Below are 21,272 nucleotides of genomic sequence, written 5' to 3'. Positions count from 1 at the left end.
CCTTTCAAAAACGGCAGTTCTCGAAAGAACTGCCGCTACCTCTTAGAACTGCCAGTCCAGCGTCAGGCCCACACCGTGGTCCTTTTCGTTGGAGCCGATCAGCCCGTTATAGTCCAGGTTGACCCGGACATCGCGATTGAGCGCCAGCCCGGCGCGCACGCCGACTACCGCTGCATCTCGATCCATCGACACACTTTGCACGGTGAATGCACTGTTGCCATTGACGAAAGCCAAGTGACTGTCGGAATCCACGCTGCTCAAGTTGTGCTGCCAGCCCAGGCTTGCGCCCAGTTCCAGCTGGTGTTTCTCCGACAGGGCAAACGTGCGCTTGGCCCGCACACCGAGGGTCGACAACACCACATCGCGGTTGTCTTCGCCGCCCTTCAGTGCGGCGGCATTACCCTTCTCGGTGAAGCTGTCGCTGTTGAGGTGCACGTAGGCCAGATTGGCGAACGGCTCCAGGTTCATCGGTTGCAGTCCCAGGTCGTAGGCCGCTTCGGTGAACAGTTGCGCGGTGGTCGCATCGCGCTTGGTTTTCTGTTTGCCGCTGACGCCACCGAACTGCAGGTCGCGCTTGACGTCGATGCGATGCCAGCTGTAGGCCGCACCGGCGGTCAGACGCAGTGCATCGATCTGATGCCCCAGGTACGCGCCCAGGTGATAGCTATCGACCGAGGCGGACGAATGTGTACCCTCGCCCATGCTCAACGAGCTGTCGCTATAACCAGTAACGAAACCCAGACGGGTATCTTCAGCGATCAAACCGTCGACACCGGCCAGCAGGCCGCCGATGGAGCTGGTGGAATCGGCGTATTTCGACCCGCCATCGCTCTTGCCCCAAGCGCCCAGCACTTTGAGCCAGGCGTTGCTGCGGTCATCGGTCGGCGCGCCGGCATCGAACAGGTCACGCTCGCGCAGACGTTCGCCCACGGCATCGCGCAGGTAGCGGCTGTCGTTGATCAGCAGCGTGCCGATGGCCGGGTGAATCTCGCCGGACAGTTGCTGGAAGGCATCCTGCGCAGCGGCCGCCGACGGCGACAGCAACAGGGTTTCGAACAACGCATTGCCGGCGCCGAGGCGTTCGGCGGCAGCACCGACCGCGCGCTGGTTCGGGGTCAGGCCGACGCTGGCGAACGAGGCGCCATTGCGGCCGACGTCCAGTTGCACACCGCTCGCCGAGTACGCCAGGGTGCCGCCGAGGAACGCGTAGTCGGGCAACACTTGTCCGAACTGCCCTTCAATGCCGCCCGCTGCCTGCAAGATGTTGAACTGGGTGCCGAGCAGGCTTTTCACTTCACCGGTGGTCAACAGCGTCGGGCTGTTTTCCAGCGACAGGGTCACGGTTGCGCCTTCGATCACCGCTTTGCCGCCGGCGACGATCCGGTCGCTGCTGGTCGGCGACACTTCCACCGCATAGGTCGAACCTGGCGCGAAGGTCACGTCACCGGCCACGTTCAAGGTGCCGATGGAATTGCCCGGCGCCACGGTGCCGCCACTGTTGGCGGTCAGCGCCGCAATTCGGCCGTTACCGCCGAGGATGCCGCCGTCATTGACCGTCACCGCCGATTGCAGCGAGCCATTGATTGCCAGTCGCCCCTGATTGACCAGAGTCGGGCCGCTGTAGGTGTTGTTGCCGGTCAGCACCAGGGTGCCAATGCCTTGTTTGGTCAGACCGCCATGGCCGGAGATGTCGTTGCGCCAGGTGTCGAGCCCGCAGGTGATGTCGTTGCACACGCGCTCGGTGGGTTTGCCCGCATCGATAATCGCGCCGATGCCCGGCAGATCGGCCACGAACTGGCCGGAACCGTAGGCGCCCTGGATGCGGAATTCTTCGGGGATGTCCTGCTCGGTGACGAACATGGCCGGGCCGTCGATGCCCTTGCGCAGGTTGATCATGCCCCAGCCATACAGGGCGTCGATGCCCGGTGCGCCGAGGTCGGTGGCCGTGGTGCGCAACACGCTGGCGACCTGATCGCCGGACATGTACGGGAAGCGCTCCATCAGCACCGCCATGGAACCGGCCACGTGCGGCGCGGCCATCGAGGTGCCGTTGTAGTTCTTGTAGCCGGTGGTCAGGTTGTCGGCGTTGGTACCTTCGATGATCGAGCTGTAAATCTGCGTGCCCGGTGCCGAGACGCAGAAACTGGCGGTGTAGCCGCAGCGCGAAGAGAACGTACTCATGATGTACGGGTTGGCGCTGGCCTGATCCGGGTTTCTCTGCAATGCGGCGACGGTGATCCAGTTCGGCGCGATGTCCGGCACGAAGTAACCGAGGCCGGCGATGGCGTCCGGGTTGTTCAGGTTGTAGTCGTTGCCCGCCGCGAAGATCGTCACGATCCCGCTGCGCGCGGCGGCGATTGCGCCGTCATAGGCGCCGCCGGGTTTGGTGCCCAGCAGTGTGCGGATTTCGTTGAACTGCAATTGCGCGTCGTTGACGGTGAAGTGCGGGTGCGCCGGGTCACGGCCGCCGAGGTCGAAACGGTCGGTGATGCCGATGCCCCAGCTGTTGTTGATGATCCGCGCGCCGCTGGCGATCAGCGCATCCCAGCCGGCCTTGTACACCGCGCCGTCGTTGCCGCGCACGATGCCGTCTTCGGGGCCCGGGTCGCCGTTGTCGGCGCTGATGATCTGCGCGCCGAACGCCACACCGTGCATCGGGCCGCCGTCTCGGCTGCCGGCGGCGATACCGCCAACGTGGGTGCCGTGGGCGCCGAGCTTGCCGTCGGAGCCGACCGAAGGCGAACCGTCATAACGAAACGCGTCCCCGGCTTTGACCGGGATGTACGGGTCGGTGTATTCGCGGATCCCCGAGGTGACCAGGGTGATGACCTTGTTGCTCCCGGAGAACTCCGGGTGCGCGGCGTAGACCGGCTGGTCGAAGATCCCCAGTTTCACGCCTTTGCCTGTATAGCCGGCGGCGTAGGCGTAATCCGCGCCGATGGCGCCCAGGCCCCAGTCGGCCCTGAACTCGGCACTGCGCCAACTGCCCGGATCCCCTGCCCGACCGCTTTCCACGTAGGGCGCGGCGTGTGCGCTGCCCCAGGTGGCCAGCGCGCAGAGCAAGGCGACGTTGAGAGTTTTCAGGCGAAAGCATCCACCCGATTGCGCGGGGGTGTTGTTGTTTTTCATCCAGCGACCTTCCTTAGTGATGTTGCGAAAAATCCGTCTATTGAATTGATCGTTCCCACGCCTTCCCCGTTGATCGTTCCCACGTCGAGGCGTCGAACCGTCTGCGTGGGAATGCCTCTAGGGACGCTCCGCGTCCAGTGACGCGGAGCGTCACGGGCTGCATTCCCACGCGGGAGCGTGGGAACGATCAGTTGCGATCAATCAAAACTGCCAGTTCAGGCTCAGGCCCACGCCGTGTTGCTTCTCGCGGCTGGCCAGTTGTCCGGTGTAATCGAGGTTCACCCGCACGTCGCGGGTCAGTGCCAGGCTGGCCTGCACGCCGACCAGCGCGGCGTCGCGCACCAGTGGCGAGCTTTCGACCGTGTACGGCGCACTGCCGCTGGCGAAACGCAAATGCTGTTCGGATTCGATGTCGGTCAGGCTGTGCTGCCAGCCCAGATGCCCGCTCACTTGCAGCTTCTGCGCGGACGGCAGGTCAAAGGTCTTGATCGCCCGCACGCCGAGGGTGCTCAACACCGCGTCGCGCTGGTCGTCGCCGCTTTTCAGCGCGGCCGCGTCGCCCTTCTCGGTGAAGCCGTCGGTGTCGAGATGCACGTAGGCCAGGTTGGCGAACGGCTCCAGGGCCAGCGGTTGCAGGTTCAGTCGATAAGCCGCCTCGCCGAATACCTGGGTGGTGGCGGCATCGACCTTGGCTTTCTGCTTGGCGCTGACGTTGCCGTACTGCAAGTCGCGTTTCACATCGGCGCGGTGCCAGCTGTAAGCGGCGCCGGTGCTCAGGCGCCAGGCGCCGATGTCGTGACCGGTGTAGGCGCCGAGGTGATAGCTGTCGACCTTGGCCGAGGAATGCGTGCCTGAACCCATGCTCAGCGAACTGTCGCTGTAACCGGTGACCAGACCGATGCGGGTCTGCTCGTCGACCGCGCCGTCGACACCGGCCAGCAGCCCACCGATGGAGGTGCTGTAACCGGCGGTGTCGTGGCGCGAATCGGTGCTGCCCCAGGCGCCGAGCGCCTTGATCCAGCCGTTGCTTTGCGTGGCTTGCGCATCGTGCAGGCGTTCGCCAATGGCGTCGCGCAGTTGCCGGCTGTCGTTGATCAGCACGGAGCCAAGGGCCGGGTAGATTTCACCGCTCAACTGTTGAAAGGCTTGTTGCGCATCACTGGCGGTGGCCGACAACAGCAGGCTTTCGTACACGGAATTGCCCGCGCCCAGTCCTTCGACGGCAGTGGCCACGGAGCGCTGATTCGGTGTCTGGCCGACGCTGGCGAACGAAGTCGCGTTGCGCTCGACATTCAAGCCGATGCCGTTACCGCTGTAGGCCAGGCTGCCACCGATGAACAGATAATCCGGCAGCACCGCACCGAACCGACCCTGAATGCCACCCGCCGCTTGCAGAATGTCGTACTGCCGGCCGAGCAGGCTTCTGGCCTCGGTGGTGCTGAGCAGCGTCGGACTGTTTTCCAGCGACAGGCTCACGGTGGCGCCGTTGATGGACGCAGTGCCGCCGGCAACGATGCGGTCGCTGCTGGTGGGAGACAACTCCACGGCGTAGGTCGAACCCGGCGCGAAGGTCACGTCACCGGCGACATTCAAAGTACCGATCGAATTGCCCGGAGCCACCCGGCCGCCGCTGTTGGCGGTCAACGCGCCGATTCGTCCGGAGCCGCCGAGGGTACCGCCGTCATTGACTGTCACGGCCGAGGTCAGCGATCCGTTCACCGTCAGCAGACCGCCATTGACCGTGGTCGGCCCGCGATAAGTGTTTTCACCGGTCAGAATCAGTCGCCCGTCGCCGGACTTGATCAGACTGCCTTGATAAACCCGAGTGGAAGCTGCTGCGTCACGGGCCATGCCCACGGCGTAATCAGTCTGATCCTGCTGGCTGGCGCCGGCCGGCACGCCGTTCTGCCAGCCTTTGCTTTGCAGGGTTTGCTGCCAGGCGCTGTGTTCGGCGAGGTCTTCGCTTTGGCGCTGGATCAGCGCTTTGTCGCTGATGTCATTGCTCCAGACATCGCTCTGCCCGGCCGTGAGATTAGCGTCGAACGCCCCGAGCAATTGCCCCGGCCCGCGCATCGCCCGGTACAGGTTGGCCACGCCCCAGCCGACTCGCTCGGTCGGCGCGTCTGTCACCGAACCGTCGAGTTGAGTGGCCGTGGTCAGCAGCACTTCGAGGGCCTGCTGATTGTTCATGTACGGGTAGCGCTCCATCACCAGCGCCAGTGCGCCGGTGGCGTGCGGCGCGGCCATCGAGGTGCCGGATTTGATCGCATAACCGCCGTCGGGAATGGTGCTGTCGATCTTCGCCCCCGGCGTGGTGATGCACCAGTATTTGGCGATGCCGCACTGGTTGTACTTCTGCTGATTGCTTTGATCGAGCCCGGAGACCGCCAGCCAGTGGCCTTCCAGATCCGGTTGAAAGTACGGCAGCGCCGAACGCACGCTGGCATTCGGGTAGCCGCTGTTGCCGGCGCTGAACACGTTGATCACGCCGCGACGGGAAACGTCCGCCGCTGCGTCGAGCCAGGTGCCTTTGTTCCAGTGCTGGGCGTAAGCGGCGTGCAGATCCGCGATGGTTCGATAGCTGACATCCGGCGGCTGGCTGCCCCAACTGTTGTTGATCGCCCGCACACCGGCGTCGGCCAGGGCGTCGTACACCGTTTTGAAGTAGCGCGGATCGGGGTTGGGGCCGAACAGAAAACTGTCGTTCTTGTTGGTGTTGCCGACGTAGATCTGCGCGTTGTACGCCACGCCATGCATGCCGGTGCCGTCACGGGACGCGCCCATGGTGCCGACCACGTGGGTGCCGTGGGAATCGTTGTTCGGATTGAGGGTGCCGTTGACATTGAACAGCGTGCCGTCGATGTAACTGCCGCTGGCCATTACCGGGTGATAACGGTCGCTGGCGAAATCGGGATGGGCGGCGTCGAAACCGGAGTCCAGCGCGCCGATCTTCACGCCCTTGCCGGTGATGCCGGCGGCGTAGGCCTGATCGGCCTGCATTCGGCCCAGGCCCCAGTCACGCAGGAATTCGGCGCTGCGCCAACTGGCGGGATCGCCGGGTTTGCCGGCTTCGAGGTACTGGGCCTGAGCCTGGGTTGCAGAAATCACAAGCAGCAGGGTGCCGACCGAAACCGGCTTGATGCGTACGTCCATGTTCACCACTCTTTTTGTTGTTTTGGGTCGAAGCTTTTTGCGATGAAGCTACGGTGTTATTGCGTCCGTGGGCCCTGTCCGAAGGCCTCGTCCACCCGCGCCAGATCCTGTTCGCTCAAGGTGCCCGCGTAGTAATGCAATTTGGTCCAGGCCATGAGGTAGTCATAGCGTGCCTGAGCCAAATCACGGCGGGTGGTAAATAGTTGTTGTTCGGCGTTCAGTGCGTCGAGGTTGGTGCGCTCGCCACCGAGAATGCTTTGCTTGGTCGACACCACCAGCGCTTCGGCCGAGGCCAGGGCCTTTTGATAGGCGCGCAGCTTGTTGACTCCGGACAGGCAGGCGCTGAACTGGCGACGCAATTCGATCAGCGTCTCGCGGGTCTTGCCGTCCAGTTCGTACTCGGCCTGTTCCATGGTGCGGCTGGCCTGACGGGTCGAGGCTGACACCCCGCCGCCGGCATACAGCGGCACGCTGACTTCGAAACCGATGGTGTTGGTTTCGTAACGCTGGTTGTAGGTGTTGCCGCTTTCCGATTCGTTCTGGCGCATCGTGGCGTAAGCGCTGACTTTCGGCAGGTGCCCGGCGCGATTGCGCTCGACTTCATAACGCGCCACTTCCACCGCCTGACGCTGGGACGCGAGGTTCGGGTTGTTGCTGACCGCCAGCTCGTGCCAGGTGTCGTAATTGGCCGGCATCAAGGCGAATGTCTGGAAGTTCTGATCCAGCGGTGCCAGATCACTGATGTCCATCGCCGGCACGCCTACCAATGCGCCCAGCTCCCGTAGCGCGGCGTCCTGCTCGTCGCGGGCCTCGATTTCCTCGGCGGTCGCCAGTTCGTAACGCGACTCGGCTTCGAGGATGTCGGTGCGAGTGCCCTCGCCCTGCTTGAACATGTGCTCGTTCTGCTGGAACTGCTGTTCGTAGGCCTTCTTCTTGGCCTGCGCAATGTCGATCTGATCCTGGGCAAACAAGGCCTTGGTGTAGTTATCCAGTACGCGAACCAGCAGTTCCTGGCTCTTGCCGCGAAAGTTTTCGTCGGCAAACAGCGACTGGGCTACGCCCTTGCGATACGCCGCGTAGGCTTCGTAATCGAGCAACGGTTGTTGCAGGGTCAGGCTCGAGCCGTAGCTGCTGTAGTTACGCTCGTCAGTGTTGTTGCGGGCGCGGGAGTCGAGTGAAGTGGCTTTCGACGAGTTGCGACCCTTGTTGTAGTTGTAACCCAGTTTCGGCAACAGGCCGGCGCGGCCGATGGCGCGGTTTTCAAGGCCGGCGTCGCGCTCCTTGATCGCACCGAGGAACACCGGGTCATTGCGCAACGCCTGTTCGTAGATCTCGAACGGCCCCATGGCCGCCACTGCACTGTTGCCCGCGAGCAGCGCGAACGCTGCCGCCAGCATGGAAAGCTTATTCATACAGCCGAACATCCTTATTCTTCGGTCAACGCGGAACCGGCGCGGTCGAGCAGCGGCTTGAACAGGTAGTTGAGGAGTGAACGTTCGCCAGTGCGCACGAACATTTCCGCCGGCATGCCGGGTTTGATCACCAGACCGTTGAGTTTTTCCATGGCCTGATCGCTGACGCTGCTGCGCAGCACGTAGTACGGCACGCCGGTTTTCTCGTCGACCATCTGGTCGGCGGAAATCAGGCTGACTTCGCCGGGAACCCGTGGCGTCTTGCTCTGGTTGAACGCGGTGAACAGGATGTCGACCGGCAAGTGCGTACCGACCTTGTCGATCAGGTTGATCGGCAGGTGCCCTTCGACTTCCAGGCGCGTGCCCTGCGGGACGATTTCCAGCAGGGTTTCGCCCTGACGCACCACGGCGCCTTCGGTGTGCACGCCGAGGTTGACTGCCACGCCGTCGGCGGTGGCGAGGATTTCGCTGTGTTGCAGGTCGAAACCGGCGGAAGTCAGTTGCTCGGACAGCGTGACGCTTTTCAGTTGCGCGTCGGCCAGCTGGGTGCGGACTTCCTTCTGGTATTCCTCACCGTGCTGTTGCAGCTTCAGGCGGGACTCAAGGATGCCCTGCTCCACTCGGCCACTTTCGCCGGTGTTCTCGGCCAGTTGCTGCTGAACCTGCGACAGCTGACGCTGGTATTCCATCAAGCGGTTGCGCGGGATGTAGCCGTTGTCGGCCAGCGGTTGCAGGTTGCTCAACTGCTGTTGCAGCGAGTCAGCCTGCGCGTTGAGGTCGGTACGCGCGCGGCGCATGCCTGCCAGTTGCGCGGTGGCGCCTTCGATACTGGCGCGCAGTGCGGCTTGCTCGCGGGAGAACGCTTCGCGGCGGCTGCTGAACAATTGCCGCTGGCCTTCCAGTACCAGCGCCAGGCGCGGATCGGCGTTGTCGCTCAGTTCTGCCGGGAAGGTCACTTGCTTGAGGTTGTCACGCTCGGCCTGCCAACGTGCGAGGCTGGCCCAGGCCATGCGGTATTGCGCCTGCAGCGATTGCACGTCGGCGGCGACCTGGGTCTGGTCGAGGCGGAACAGCGGCTGGCCCTGTTTCACGATTTCGCCTTCGCGTACCAGAATCCGGCTGACCACGCCGCTGCTCATCGACTGCACGGCCTTGCGCTTGCCCGATACAACGACGGTGCCTTGTACCGGGATCCCTTGATCCAGCGGCGCCAATGCCGCCCAGGTGAAGAAACTGCCGGCACCGACCAGCGCCAGAATCCAGCCCATGCGGGCGAAGAACTTCGCATCGCGCTCCGGGCGTTCGGTGATGTACGCGTGTTCCATGTTTGCTTCGTTTTGCGTGTTCATGCTCGCGCTGCTCATACACCCGAATTCCTTGTCGTCGGCTGATACTGTCGGCTCATGCTGAGCCCGGCCGGTGCTTGCGCAGGTTTTTCATTTTGTTGTGATGGGTTGCCGGGCTGGTTTGCGGACAGCGCCTTGAGCACATCGTGGCTCGGGCCGAAGGCTTGCAGGCGACCGTCGTTGAGCACCAGCAGCTTGTCGGCCTGGGCCAGTACCGAAGAACGGTGGGTCACCAGCACCACGGTGGTGCCTTGGGCCTTGAGTTGCACAATCGCACTGGACAACGCGGCTTCGCCGACGGTGTCGAGGTTGGAGTTCGGCTCGTCCAGCACCACCAGGCTCGGGTTGCCGTACAGCGCACGGGCCAGGGCCACGCGCTGTTTCTGGCCGCCGGACAAACCGCTGCCGTCCTCGCCCAGTTGGGTGTCGTAGCCTTGCGGCATGCGCAGGATCAGTTCGTGCACGCCGGCCTGTTGCGCAGCGGCCACGACCTTTTGCGGATCGGCTTCGCTGAAGCGGGCGATGTTCTCGGCGATGCTGCCGCTGAACAGCTCGATGTCCTGAGGCAGATAGCCGACGTACGGGCCGAGCTGATCGCGGTTCCAGCGGTGGATGTCGGCGCCGTCCAGGCGCACCGTGCCACCGAGGGCCGGCCATACGCCGACCAGCACACGCGCCAGAGTTGATTTGCCGGAGCCGGAGGCACCCAGCACGCCGAGCACTTCACCGGCCGCCAGGTTGAAGTTGACCATATGCAGGGTCGCAGCACGTTGACCCGGAGGGCCGGCGCTGACTTGTTCAAAAGTGATCTGGCCTTTTGGCGCCGGCAGCGCCATGGCGTCATCGCTCGGCGGGAAGGCTTGCAGCAGCGCATCGAGGCGACGGTAAGCCAGCTTCGCGCCGCTCCACTGCTTCCACACGGCAATCAACTGGTCGATCGGGCTCAGCACCCGGCCCATCAGAATGGAGCCGGCGATCATCATCCCGGCGGTCATGTCGCCCTTGATCACCAACAGTGCGCCAAGGCCCAGCACCAGCGATTGCAGGCACAGACGCAGGGTCTTGCTCAGCGAGCTGATCACCGCGCCGGTGTCGCTGGCCTGATTTTGCAGACCGAGAAAGCGCGAATGCACCTGGAACCAACGTTTGCGCAAGGCGCCGAGCATGCCCATGGCTTGAATGGTTTCGGCGTTGTGCAGGTGGCTGGTGGCCAATTGGCTGGATTTCTGCGAGAAGCCGGCGGCTTCGCCCAGCGGCTTTTTGGTCATGTATTCGTTCAGGCACGCCAGCGCGATCAGCAGCAGCGCACCCGCCGTGGCCAGCACGCCAAGCCAGACGTTGAACAGGTAAATCACGAACAGGTAGATCGGGAACCACGGCGCATCGAAGAACGCGAACAGCGCAGGCCCGGTGACGAACTGGCGAATGTGGGTCAGGTCGCCCAGGGACTGCCCGGCGTTGCCCTCGCCCTTGAACAGGTTGCGCTCGAACGCCGCCTGATAGACCCGCAGATTGAAACGGCGCTCGAGCTGGCTGCCGATGCGGATCACGATAAAGCTGCGCACCACTTCCAGCAGACCAATGAAGGCGAAGAAACCGACGACCATCAGCGACAGCATCGCCAGGGTGGTTTCGTTCTGCGAAGACAGCACCCGGTCATAGACCTGAAGCATATATATGGAGGGCACCAGCATCAGCACGTTAATCAGTGCGGTAAAGCATCCGACGCTGATCAGAATGCTTTTATAGTCACCCAATGCCTTGAATAAGGGAGCGGTGGCTGGGGCCTTCGCCATCTTCATTGATTATTCCTGAAATGGTATTTCCCGCCCTGCTTGGCGAGACTTCAATTAATTGTCCGCATTGAGTGCGGGACATACACCGCCAGTACTTGCTTACACTTCAATAACAACTTTGCCGATTAACACCGGCCTGCGTGTTATTGCGCTATGGCTTATAACTGTAACGGGGTGCTTTATATTTAAACTGTCAGTCGGTTTCGGTCATCAAGGTTGCTGTACAGCACGCTTGAGTGTAATCACCAGGCCCGACTTCAAAGTGCTCAGATAAAGCCCATCACGTTGTCGGCTGAAAAACTGGATTCTTGAGCCTTCCTTGCCGGTGATCGACAGACCGTCCGGATCGGGGAACCAGCCGATGGCGCTGTCTTGCAGCCACGCGCTCAGGCAATCGGCACCGTTGCCCAGCGTCTGGTTGGCTTCAAGGTCGATAAGACAAGTGTTCGACGGTTTGTCCTGCAAAGCCTGGGCCTCTGGAGCGTCGTTGCGGTCGCTCAGGGTCGCTTGCCACTGTCCGGCAAATACCGATGGGGCTTCGAGTCTCAGGCTGCTTGCCATGGTTGTTTCTCCAGAAATCATCATCAGCATCGGCAACAGATACGCCGCCGCTTTGCGGGTAAAAGCGAATTGGTTCATAGGAAATTTCACTCCGGCACGTAGCCTTGCTTACCGGTCACGGCGATGCAAGTGAAGAAAGCGGCGCATGACGCGCCGCTTTCCCGTGTTACATCACGCCACGATGTCGCTGGTGGCTGCCTGGCCAACGGTGCTGACCTGGAAATCAGCCACGCCGTGACCGGAGAAGTCCACCGACAGCAGGCTGTTGCCGCCCGAGGACGTCAGAACCGCATCACCCGCCGCGCCGGTGAAGGCGCTGACGAAGTGCAGGCCTGCGCCCTTGGTGATACCGGTCAGGTCGATTTTGTCCAGACCGCTGACGAAATCGAGGATCTGATCGATCGCACCCGGCTTAGAGTCGGAGCTGGCCGCGAACACAAAGGTGTCCGAACCCGCGCCGCCCCACAGCTTGTCGGCACCGCCGGCGCCCCAGATGATGTCGTTGCCGGCACCGCCCTTGAGCTCGTTGGCCGCGCTGTTGCCGATCAGCAGGTCGTTGCCCGAACCGCCGATCGCGTTCTCGATGGTGACGCCCTTGGCGATGGACACGTTGCCCACCAGGCCGCCAACGTCGGAGAACGAGGCTTCATTGAGGTTGATCTTCTGGTTCTGGGTGAAACCCGAGAAGTCGAAGGTGTCCTTGCCGCCCGCATCCCACACCGAGAACACCAGCTTGTCGGCCGACGACGAGGCGCTGAGGAAATCGCGACCGGCGTTGGAGTTGAAGCCGTAGGTGGTGTCACCGGTACGGGTGGTCATGTTGGCGCCGTAGAGTTTCTGGATCGCTGCGATGTCATCCATCAGCGGGCCGGAGGAATAGGCTTCCACGCCGCCCTTGCTGAAGTTCTGGCTGGTGTTGCTTTCGCTCCAGTAGCTCATGACGCTGTAGCCGCGGGTGTCTTGCCCGTAGGTCGCGTCGTTGTAGGTCGGGTTGCCGTTGCCGGCGTTGTAGTCGCCCGGATGCGCCAGGCCAAGGGTGTGGCCGATTTCGTGGGTCAGGGTCTGACGACCGTAGTTGTTCAGGTCCGGGGTCTTGTTCTGCGTGTAACCGCTGTTGATCAAGTACCACGAAGTGCCGTCGTAACCCGGACCGGTACCCGGCAGGTAGGCGAACGCTGCTGCGCCGTCCACACCACCGCTGTAGTTGGCGAACGTCATGTGGCCATCACCGCCCGAGGCTTTCTCGGTGAAGGTGACATTGGCCACGTCGGCCCAGGATTGCATGGCGAGCACGGCCTGGGCTTTCTGTTGAGCACTGAACTGACTGAACCCGGTGATCCCGTGCTTGTTCATCGTGCTGGACGATACCGAAGTCAGGAACGTGTAGGTGAGTTCGATCTTGCCGCTGCCATCCTTGTCCTGGTAGGCAGCGCCGTCGCGCAGCAACTGGGTTGCGGCCTGGTCGACGGAAAAGGAGGGTTTGCCATTGACCGTGAGGTTGCCGCCACGATCGTACTGATGGCTGAAGCTATTGATCTGGTTATACGCCGTACTGGTCGCTGCCAGAGGTTGCGGCGCCGCGCCCAGCTGGAAAGCCTGTTCGGCGGTATCAACAGCATTAGCTTTTACTTTCGACATAAACACACTTCCTTGTTTAGCAATGGAACAGTTTTTGTCCGATAGCGACAACCTCTGGCGAGATTGTCCTATCACTCGCCCAATGAAGGCGTAAGAAACCTGACACAATTTGAAATCTAACGTCTAGCGTTTTTTTGAGATCAAATTGAACTGTTCCGGAAAACTCCCGTAAACAAAGCGCGTGCCGCCGAAAGAAGTTTGTAAGTGTGGTGAATTGGCCTAATTGTCTGACGATTTCTTATTTAAATATTAAATATCGGTAAGTTGTATTTTGTTAGCAGCGTCTCACTTTGCTGCACTTTATCAGTGCAATGCCAGTGGTTTGATATCAAGTTGATTCAACAGTACATATCAGGCGAGGGCTGTACTGCCCTCGCCTGTTTTCTTCAGCTGCCAGTCCGAATCTTGTTCCACACCCGCGTGCGGATCCGGTCGATGTTCAGCGGCATCGCTTCCAGTGCGAACAGCTTGCCCATCATTTCCGGGCTCGGATAAACCTTGGTGTCGTTCTTGATCGCCGGATCGATCAGGCCGTCGGCCTGTTCGTTGCCGTTGGCGTAGTGCACGTAGTTGCTGATGCCGGCCATCACGTCGGGCTGCAGCAGGTAGTTCATGAACGCGTAGCCGGCCTTCTCGTCCGGTGCGTCGGCGGGCATGGCGACCATGTCGAACCAGATGGCGGCGCCTTCCTTGGGAATCTCGTAGCCGATTTCGATGCCGTTCTTCGCTTCTTTGGCGCGGTTTTCCGCTTGCAGGATGTCGCCGGAGAAACCGACCGCCACGCAGATGTCGCCGTTGGCCAGATCGCTGGTGTATTTCGAGGAATGGAAGTAGCTGACATATGGCCGCACTTTCATCAGCAGCGCTTCAGCCTTCTTGTAGTCCTCGGGGTTCTTGCTGTGATGCGGCAAACCCAGGTAGTTGAGCGCCGCCGGCAGCAGTTCCGGGCCGTTGTCGAGGATGGCTACGCCGCATTTCTGCAGTTTTTCCATGTATTCGGGTTTGAAGATCAGATCCCAGGAGTCCACTGGCGCATTGTCACCCAGCACGGCCTTGACCTTGGCGATGTTGTAGCCGATGCCGGTGCTGCCCCACAGGTACGGAAAGCCGTGTTCGTTGCCCGGATCGTTGGTCTGCAAGGCTTTGAGCAACACCGGGTTGAGGTTCTTCCAGTTCGGCAACTGGCTCTTGTCGAGTTTCTTCAGCGCCCCGCCCTCGATCTGCCGCGCCATGAAGTGGTTGGACGGAAACACCACGTCGTAACCGGATTTGCCGGTCATCAACTTGCCGTCGAGGGTTTCGTTGCTGTCGTAGACGTCATAGGTGACGCCAATGCCGCTGGCCTTTTCGAAGTTCTTGGCGGTGTCCGGCGCGATGTAGTCGGACCAGTTGTAAACCTTGACCGTATCCGCCGCCTGAGCGAGGGAAACGGCGAGCATCAAGGGTGCGAGCGCGAGGGTCTTTCGGATCATGGATCGATTCCTGTATTGGCTATTGTTGTTGGCAGGCAATCAAAAGGATCAAAACGTCAGAAAATCAGGACATAGGTCTTGCGCACGGTTTCTTCGATGTCCCAGATCCCGAGCGTGTTGGCCGGCAACATCAGTGCGTCGCCACCTTGTATGTGCAGGGTTTCGCCGCCGTCGTCCGGTGTGAACGTGCAGCGACCGGAAATGAAATGGCAGAACTCTTGAGCAGTGATCTGCCGGCGCCAGCGACCGGGGGTGCATTCCCAGACGCCGGTTTCGACGCCGTCGTCGCGCTCGACGCTGGTGGTCGAGGCAATCGCCACCGGCGTGCCGAGCGGCACGGCCACCGGGTTGGACTCATCCAGTTGCAACGTGGCGGTGTTCTTGAATTGGGTGATGCTCATGGCGTTACCTGTCTCGTAGTAAACAACGTTTAGTGCATGAAACCTTCCATGAACCCGGCCACCTGGCTGGCAAGCTTGCGCCGCCAGGGCGCGGTCGCCGGGTTGGCCAGGGTCTGGTCTTCGTGGACGAAGCTTTTGATGATCGCGTTGTAGCCAAGCCAGCGGCACGGTTCCGGCTCCCAGGCCCGCAGCGCGTGGATCCCGCCGTCGGGCAGCACCCACGGCTGATGCGTCAGCTCGGTGTCGCGCTCGAGAATCAGATCCGCAAGCGTCCGCCCGCCCAGGTTGGAAGCGCCGACACCCTCCCCGCCATAGCCGCCGGACAGCGCGATGCCGTTGGCCCGGTCGCAGAGCATGTGCGGTTTGAAATGCCGGGACATGCCGAGGTTGCCGCCCCAGGCGTGGGTGATCTGGACGTTTTTCAGCTGCGGGAACAGCTCACCGAACAGGTAGCGGCGCAGCTCGACTTCATCGCGGGTCAGGTCGAAGTTGTGGCGCAGCTTGCCGGCGAACTGATAACCGCCACGGGCGCCGAAGATCAGCCGGTTGTCGGCGCTGCGCTGGCCGTAAGTGACCTGACGACTGAATTCGCTGAAAGCCTGCCCCCGACTGAGGCCGATTGCGTCCCAGGTCGCGGCGGACAACGGCTCGGTGGCGACGATCAGGCTCTGCACCGGTAATTGATAACGGCCCAACGGTGGCAGCGTGACGGAATAGCCTTCGATGGCCGGGACAATCCAGCGGCTGCGTACGCTGGCGTTGTCGGTCCGCAAACTGCCGGCCTGCCAATGGGTCACCGGGCTGTTTTCGTAGATCTTCACCCCCATGCTTTCGACGGTTCGCGCCAGGCCGCGCACCAGTTTCGCCGGGTGAATGGTCGCCACATGTGGCGCAAAGATGCCGCCGTAAGGTTTGGCGATGCGCAGCTGCTGCGCCAGTTGTTCTGGGCTTAGCCAGCGGTAATCGTCGTCGGTCAGCCCCTGAGCGTGGAGTTTCTTCAGGTAGTCGCGAAGACTGACTTCCTGTTCGGGATAGCGCGCGGCGCAGTACAGCACCCCGCCTTTGCGGTAATCGCAGTCGATGCCTTCGCGTTCGAGGACGACTTCTACTTCATCAGGAATGCCGTGCAACAGGTCGAACGAAGCGCGGCGTTGTTGTGGCGACAGACCGGCCAGCAGGCGATCCTCGCCCAGCAGATTGCCCATCAACCAGCCGCCGTTGCGACCTGACGCGCCGAACCCGGCAGTTTGCGCTTCGATGATGGCGATGTTCAGGCTCGGCGCCTGTTGTTTCAGGTAGTACGCAGTCCACAGCCCCGTGTAACCGGCGCCGATGATCGCCACGTCGACGTCCAGATCCTGCGCAAGCGACGGGCGCGCGGTCAGCGGCTCGTCGAGTTGATCCATCCACAAACTGATAGTGCGCCACGCCGGCATGCAAGACTCCGCCAATCCAGGTTTCGATGGCGTCGATCCTAGAGGCAGAACTCAGGGATTGTCTTGCGCGCGTGTCCGCAAAGAAATTTGCTTGGCGTAGGCCTTGGGTGACTGGCCGGTGTGCTGGCGAAAGCAGCTATAGAAAGCCGACAGCGAATTGAAACCGGCAGCGAAGGCCAGTTCATCGATGCGCAACGGCGGCGTGGCGTTGTTCAGCGACTGCAATAGATGTTGCAGACGCGCCTGATTGACGTAACGGTAAAAGCTTTGCCCCAGCACCTGATTCAGCAAATAGGAAATCTGGTTGCGGCTGTACCCGCACTCCTTCGCCACCCGTTGCAGGTCGAGTTCGGGGTCGAGATAGGGCTGCTGACGCTGAAAATACTGCTGCAAGTCATCGGCCATGAAACTCAGCTGACGCGGCGACAGCCCCAGTCGACTCACCGCCGGGCGCTGGCTAGTTGCCGTCGTGCTGTCGGCCTGTTCGCGCACCAGCGAGGCATATTCGTTGACCCGCCAGATCTGTCCATCCTTGACCGTGATCGCTTCGCTGGAACGAAACGACACCAGCCCGCTGCCGCCACGCAACGTCACTTCGTACTGAATGAAGGCGGTGTTGCCGTCGATGCGGATGCGGTCGCAGTGCTCCAGTGCTTCGTCGGACTCGCGCGGCATGCTGACCCGGACGTACTCGCGCAACTCGTCGAGGCCGAGCACGCGGTTCTGGAAGAAATCGTTGTACTGGATGTCCGGGTGGTACAGCGCCATCACGCCATCCAGGTCCCGGTGTTTCCAGCACAGGTGATAGCGCATGACCGTTTCGGCCGTAGCCCGAGTCTGTTCCGGGCCGTCATCATCGGCGTGCATAAGGGACTCTTGGGAAAAGAACCGAGCTTGCCCAACTTCTGGCCCTGCATCAACAACCCGTCGTAATGGCACTTTGGCGACGATTGGGGTGGACCGTGACTTACATCAAAAAAATCCGCGCAATCGCTAAATGAACTGAAAATTCTCACAGGAATTTCACATCCAGATGCTACTTTTAAAGGCAATCACCGGTTGGGCCAATGAAGGCTCTTCCCACCTACCATGAGCAAACGGAAGCGCTCGATGAAGAAGGCGGGCAACACATGAATAAAGGGTCAAGCAAGGTCACGTTCCCCAATGCCTGCCAGCTGATGCGCTGGCATTTTCATCCCATGGGTTTCGAGGCGACCATGGATGCGCCGGGCAGTCTGGTCGCGCGCCTGTTCGATCGGGCCAGCGGCGAAACCCTGATCGCGATCGCCGGCATTCCCTGTGCCACGGTGATGAACGCGGCGGATGTGGAACGAATAATCGAAGCCGTCGAGGACGAACTGGAGGCTTTCATTCCTCCGGAATCTCTCAAGAGTTACGCGTAACTAGCTGATTTAAAATAAAAAAGCCCGCTTTGTGCGGGCTTTTTCATGGGCGTTGGATTCAGGCCGTTTTCTTTTCCGGACGATGATCGACGAAGAACGGTTTGCCTTTGGCGATCCGGTCCGAGGCCCGAGGCATGTTGACCGCCTGAGTGTCCTGCGGCTCGACATACCAGTAGCAATGGCTGACTGCACGGGTGATACCGACGTAGGCCAGGCGCAGGATTTCGTCTTTCTGCGCGCTGTCATACGGCTCGCTGTCACCGGCCTTGCCCAGTCCGGCCATGCGATACACCTGATTCTTGTACGGTGAACTGGTCAGGTGCTGGCAATCGCCCAGCAGAAAAACCGCGTCGGCCTGCAGGCCTTTGGCGCTGTGATAGGTCAGTTGTTTCAGTCGACGGGACTCGTACGGCAAGCTCGAATCTACATTAACTACAGGCTGAATATGCTTTTCTATCAATAACTTATCGCTGCTTTTTCGATAGAGCATCAAGATTGAGTCGCCCTTTCGATAGTGTTCTGCCAGGCGCTCGCCGAGCGCCTGATCGTCGCGCTCCAGCACGTTGACTGGCTGCAACGGCCTCTCCTCGCCGCTGGCCTTGGCCTTCTTGCCCGGGATCGCCGGTGCTGCACAAACGATGTGCTCCGCCGCGTCGATGATGTGCTGATGGCTGCGATAGTTGTCGCTGAGCATCACCCGGGTCGTGCTCGGCGACGGGAATTCCTTGTTGAACTCCATGAAGTAACTCGGCGAACTGCCGCGCCAGCCGTAGATCGATTGCCAGTCATCGCCTACGCAAAGCAGCGATGATCTCTGCGCGCCTCGTCCAACGTGCATGGCCGGGCCGCGACTGCGGATTTCCGAGAGGCTGGCGCGAATCCACGAGACGATCTGCGGCGAAACGTCCTGAAACTCATCGACCATCAGGTGCGACATCGGCCGCAGCAACTCATCGCTGAGCAGCTTGAAGTTTTCCGGCGAATGCTCGCTGAACAGCGCGAACATGCGGTTGTAGGTCATGACCGGCGGCTTCTGATCCAGCAAATGGTCTTCCAGCGCTCGCCAGAACAGGCTCAAGGCTTCGAAGAAAAACCGGTCCGGATCGTCCTTGGCGAAACTCATGCGGCCAACGGCGTCCGGCACATCCAGGCCCAGGTTCTCGATGAAGCCTGCGGCGGCGACAAAACAGTCGAGCAATGGCGCGGACGCCAGCTCACCCTTGACCTTGTGGTCGAAGCCGGGGCCGGCGCTGACATCACCTGCCAGTGTGGCCAATAGACGCCTTGATGACTCGTAACTATCCAGCCAAATCAATGGTTTGCGACAGAAAGCTTGAAACAGGGTGCGCTTGACCGCCCACTCTGCACGCACCGTCAGCTTGGCGTTGGGACGGCAGACCTGCGGATTTTCCCGTGGATCGAAGCCCAGCACGACCCAAGCGTCCAGGCTCGGAATGTAGCCGTGGCAATGGAAGGACGCGCCGTTGATTTCGAATGTCTGGCGGCTCGGTTCGATGCCCTTGATCGGCCAGGCGCCGGCGCGAAGCCACATGTCTTCGATCATGTCGCACAGCTCTTCATCGCGGCGAGCTGCCAGCTCCGTTACAGCGACGCGCTTTTGCACGTCCGGGTGATCGCGTTCCAGCTCCTTGAGCTGCAAGGCGTGCCGAGACAACGGCTGGATCAGTTGCGCAAAGCGCGGGTCTTCTTTGTAGAGCCGGTGGTAGCAGGCGTTTAGCTGCTGGCGTTGCGCGTCGTTGATGCGCAGATCGAACGGATTGCTGTCGACGTCCTCGTCCCCACCCTGCGCGCGGTGGCTGAGGTTTTCGAATGCCTGCAAGCGCTCGAACCCCGGCAAACTGCGAACCATCGGCAAGATCCGCGAGTGGAAGGTACGCACCAGATCCCGCGCGTCTTTCTGACTCAGTGCCCGGCCCCACAACGCGAACAGTTCGATCAGCTTGTTGATGAAGTCCTTGCGCGACTCGCGGGTGAACGTCACCACGGTCATCGAATCCAGCTCAAATCCCAGGTAGTGAGTCAGCAGCAGGATCCGCAGCACCAGCGTGGTCGACTTGCCGGCTCCGGCGCCGGCAATCACCGAGGTGGACGGGGTATCGCTGAAAATCATCTTCCATTGCGCCACGCTTGGCTGGGCATGGGCCGGCAACAGACGCGCGACGTCGGCTTTCATGCGCTTCTTCAGCTCTGCGCTGAGTGGCAGGCGCCAGTCGTCGAACAGGTGATTGTCGATACCCGGCGGGCGATGCTCGGTATTGCGGCTGTCGCGGATCAACAAGACCTGGCGGCCCTCTTCCAGCCCGTCGGCCTTGCCTTCCTTGTACCCGTAATCCACGCCGGCGGTATGCCCGCTGCGAAAGCCGTCGGCCTGACCGTGCAGCCACGAAGCCCGGTGCTGGGCGCGCAGTTGCGTCAGACCATGGCCAAGGAAACGCGCCGCCAGGCGTTTGAACCAGGGCATCTCGGCCAGGGGACGAAGTTCGGGAGGAAGATCGGGGGTGTGTTGCGCCACGCTGACGGACTCCGGATGTGAGGCTGTTGAGGGCTATGGTGTCTGCATTTGCTTTTTTGTTCTAGCGAAATGCTTACAGGTCATTGGTTTAGACGATGAACTGAAGGTGGGATGAGACGATTTCGAGCTTTTTTCATATCAATCGATTCGATGGGAATGCCGCACTTTTTACGCTTTTTATCGATGATTGACTGATAGATGATGCCTGCCATCAATCACCGGTCTCGCTTCATGGCTCAGGCATCACGCCCCATGACGAACCTTTTGAGGAGACGATCATGCTTGAACTCAGACCTTTCAGCTCGCTGGGCGGCGCCCATCACGGCTGGTTGGATGCCCATCACCATTTTTCGTTCGCCGAGTACTACGATCCGCAACGCATGAGCTGGGGCAACCTGCGCGTGTGGAACGACGACATCATTGCCGCCGGCACGGGCTTCCCTACTCACCCGCACCGCGACATGGAAATCATCACGTACGTGCGTGAAGGTGCGATCAGCCACCAGGACAACCTGGGCAACAAGGGCCGCACCGAGGCTGGCGACGTGCAGGTCATGAGCGCCGGCACCGGGATCGCCCACAGCGAATACAACCTGGAAGCCACGGACACCAAGATCTTCCAGATCTGGATTCTGCCGACCGAAACCGGCGCACCACCGTCCTGGGGCGCCAAACCGTTCCCGAAAGGCGACCGCGAAGGTTTCGTGACCCTCGCCAGCGGCAAAGACGGTGACGATCAAAGCCTGCGCATCCGCGCCAACGCGCGTTTGGTGGCGGCCAATATCAAGGCCGGGGAAACCGCTGAATATCGTCTCGATGCCGGACGCCGGGCGTATCTGGTTCCGGCTACGGGCGTCATTGAAGTCAATGGCTTGCGTGCACAAGCTCGAGACGGTGTGGCGGTGGCTGATGAACAGGTGTTGACCGTCACGGCGCTGGAAGACAGCGAGATCGTGTTGGTGGATCTGGCCTGACGGGCGAATTGCGGGCAC

The 21,272-nt window shown here is 61.3% G+C and carries 14 protein-coding genes; 2 read left to right on the top strand and 12 right to left on the bottom strand.

All coding sequences use genetic code 11. The features are described from left to right. Positions 1-42: 42 nt before the first annotated feature. From LOY31_RS14455 to LOY31_RS14405, 11 genes are all read right to left on the bottom strand, one after another. Positions 43-3,129, bottom strand: a complete 3,087-nt coding sequence (locus tag LOY31_RS14455) for an autotransporter serine protease (protein WP_258711715.1) — start codon at positions 3,127-3,129, stop codon at positions 43-45. A gap of 201 nt (positions 3,130-3,330) precedes the next feature. Next, a complete protein-coding gene (locus tag LOY31_RS14450) occupies positions 3,331-6,282 on the bottom strand; it encodes an autotransporter serine protease (RefSeq protein ID WP_258711714.1) in 2,952 nt (983 codons plus the stop codon). 56 nt (positions 6,283-6,338) lie between these two features. Next, a complete protein-coding gene (locus LOY31_RS14445; RefSeq protein ID WP_045121741.1) occupies positions 6,339-7,706 on the bottom strand; it encodes a TolC family outer membrane protein in 1,368 nt (455 codons plus the stop codon). A gap of 2 nt (positions 7,707-7,708) precedes the next feature. Continuing rightward, positions 7,709-9,058 (bottom strand): HlyD family type I secretion periplasmic adaptor subunit, encoded by a 1,350-nt coding sequence (locus LOY31_RS14440; RefSeq protein WP_127798103.1) that lies wholly within the window; start codon positions 9,056-9,058, stop codon positions 7,709-7,711. Further along, positions 9,055-10,842 carry a type I secretion system permease/ATPase gene (locus LOY31_RS14435; RefSeq protein WP_258713581.1) on the bottom strand — a complete coding sequence of 596 codons (1,788 nt, stop codon included), beginning with the start codon at positions 10,840-10,842 and terminating at the stop codon, positions 9,055-9,057. The genes LOY31_RS14440 and LOY31_RS14435 overlap by 4 nt, the downstream gene beginning before the upstream one ends. Before the next feature lie 204 nt (positions 10,843-11,046). Then, on the bottom strand, positions 11,047-11,475 hold the full coding sequence (locus LOY31_RS14430) for a protease inhibitor Inh/omp19 family protein (RefSeq protein ID WP_258713580.1): 429 nt from the start codon (positions 11,473-11,475) through the stop codon (positions 11,047-11,049). A gap of 93 nt (positions 11,476-11,568) precedes the next feature. Then, positions 11,569-13,035, bottom strand: a complete 1,467-nt coding sequence (locus LOY31_RS14425; RefSeq protein ID WP_007954582.1) for a serralysin family metalloprotease — start codon at positions 13,033-13,035, stop codon at positions 11,569-11,571. A gap of 386 nt (positions 13,036-13,421) precedes the next feature. Then, entirely contained in the window at positions 13,422-14,507 is a 1,086-nt protein-coding gene (locus LOY31_RS14420; protein ID WP_085603755.1) for a polyamine ABC transporter substrate-binding protein, read from the bottom strand. A 56-nt stretch (positions 14,508-14,563) separates the two neighbouring features. Beyond that, complete coding sequence (locus LOY31_RS14415) at positions 14,564-14,908, bottom strand: cupin domain-containing protein (RefSeq protein WP_011334089.1); 345 nt, start codon at positions 14,906-14,908, stop codon at positions 14,564-14,566. Between the two features lie 29 nt (positions 14,909-14,937). Continuing rightward, positions 14,938-16,344: an FAD-binding oxidoreductase gene (locus LOY31_RS14410; protein WP_085603757.1), complete on the bottom strand. Its 1,407-nt coding sequence runs from the start codon at positions 16,342-16,344 to the stop codon at positions 14,938-14,940. Between the two features lie 51 nt (positions 16,345-16,395). After that, positions 16,396-17,211 (bottom strand): AraC family transcriptional regulator, encoded by an 816-nt coding sequence (locus LOY31_RS14405; RefSeq protein ID WP_085603761.1) that lies wholly within the window; start codon positions 17,209-17,211, stop codon positions 16,396-16,398. 263 nt (positions 17,212-17,474) lie between these two features. Here LOY31_RS14405 and LOY31_RS14400 point away from each other — a divergent pair, with 263 nt between their 5' ends. Further along, positions 17,475-17,747, top strand: a complete 273-nt coding sequence (locus LOY31_RS14400; RefSeq protein ID WP_011334086.1) for a DUF1652 domain-containing protein — start codon at positions 17,475-17,477, stop codon at positions 17,745-17,747. A gap of 58 nt (positions 17,748-17,805) precedes the next feature. Here LOY31_RS14400 and LOY31_RS14395 read toward each other — a convergent pair whose 3' ends face one another. Next, a complete protein-coding gene (locus LOY31_RS14395; protein WP_258713579.1) occupies positions 17,806-20,280 on the bottom strand; it encodes a UvrD-helicase domain-containing protein in 2,475 nt (824 codons plus the stop codon). A 278-nt stretch (positions 20,281-20,558) separates the two neighbouring features. Between LOY31_RS14395 and LOY31_RS14390 the strand changes: the two genes are divergently transcribed. Beyond that, positions 20,559-21,254 carry a pirin family protein gene (locus LOY31_RS14390; protein WP_085603767.1) on the top strand — a complete coding sequence of 232 codons (696 nt, stop codon included), beginning with the start codon at positions 20,559-20,561 and terminating at the stop codon, positions 21,252-21,254. The last annotated feature ends 18 nt before the right edge of the window (positions 21,255-21,272 follow it).

This window comes from Pseudomonas sp. B21-021, assembly GCF_024749205.1.
GTDB lineage: Bacteria > Pseudomonadota > Gammaproteobacteria > Pseudomonadales > Pseudomonadaceae > Aquipseudomonas > Aquipseudomonas paraglycinae.
The sequence above is the reverse complement of the archived record's forward strand: the minus strand, read 5'-3'. Positions and strand labels throughout refer to the sequence as shown.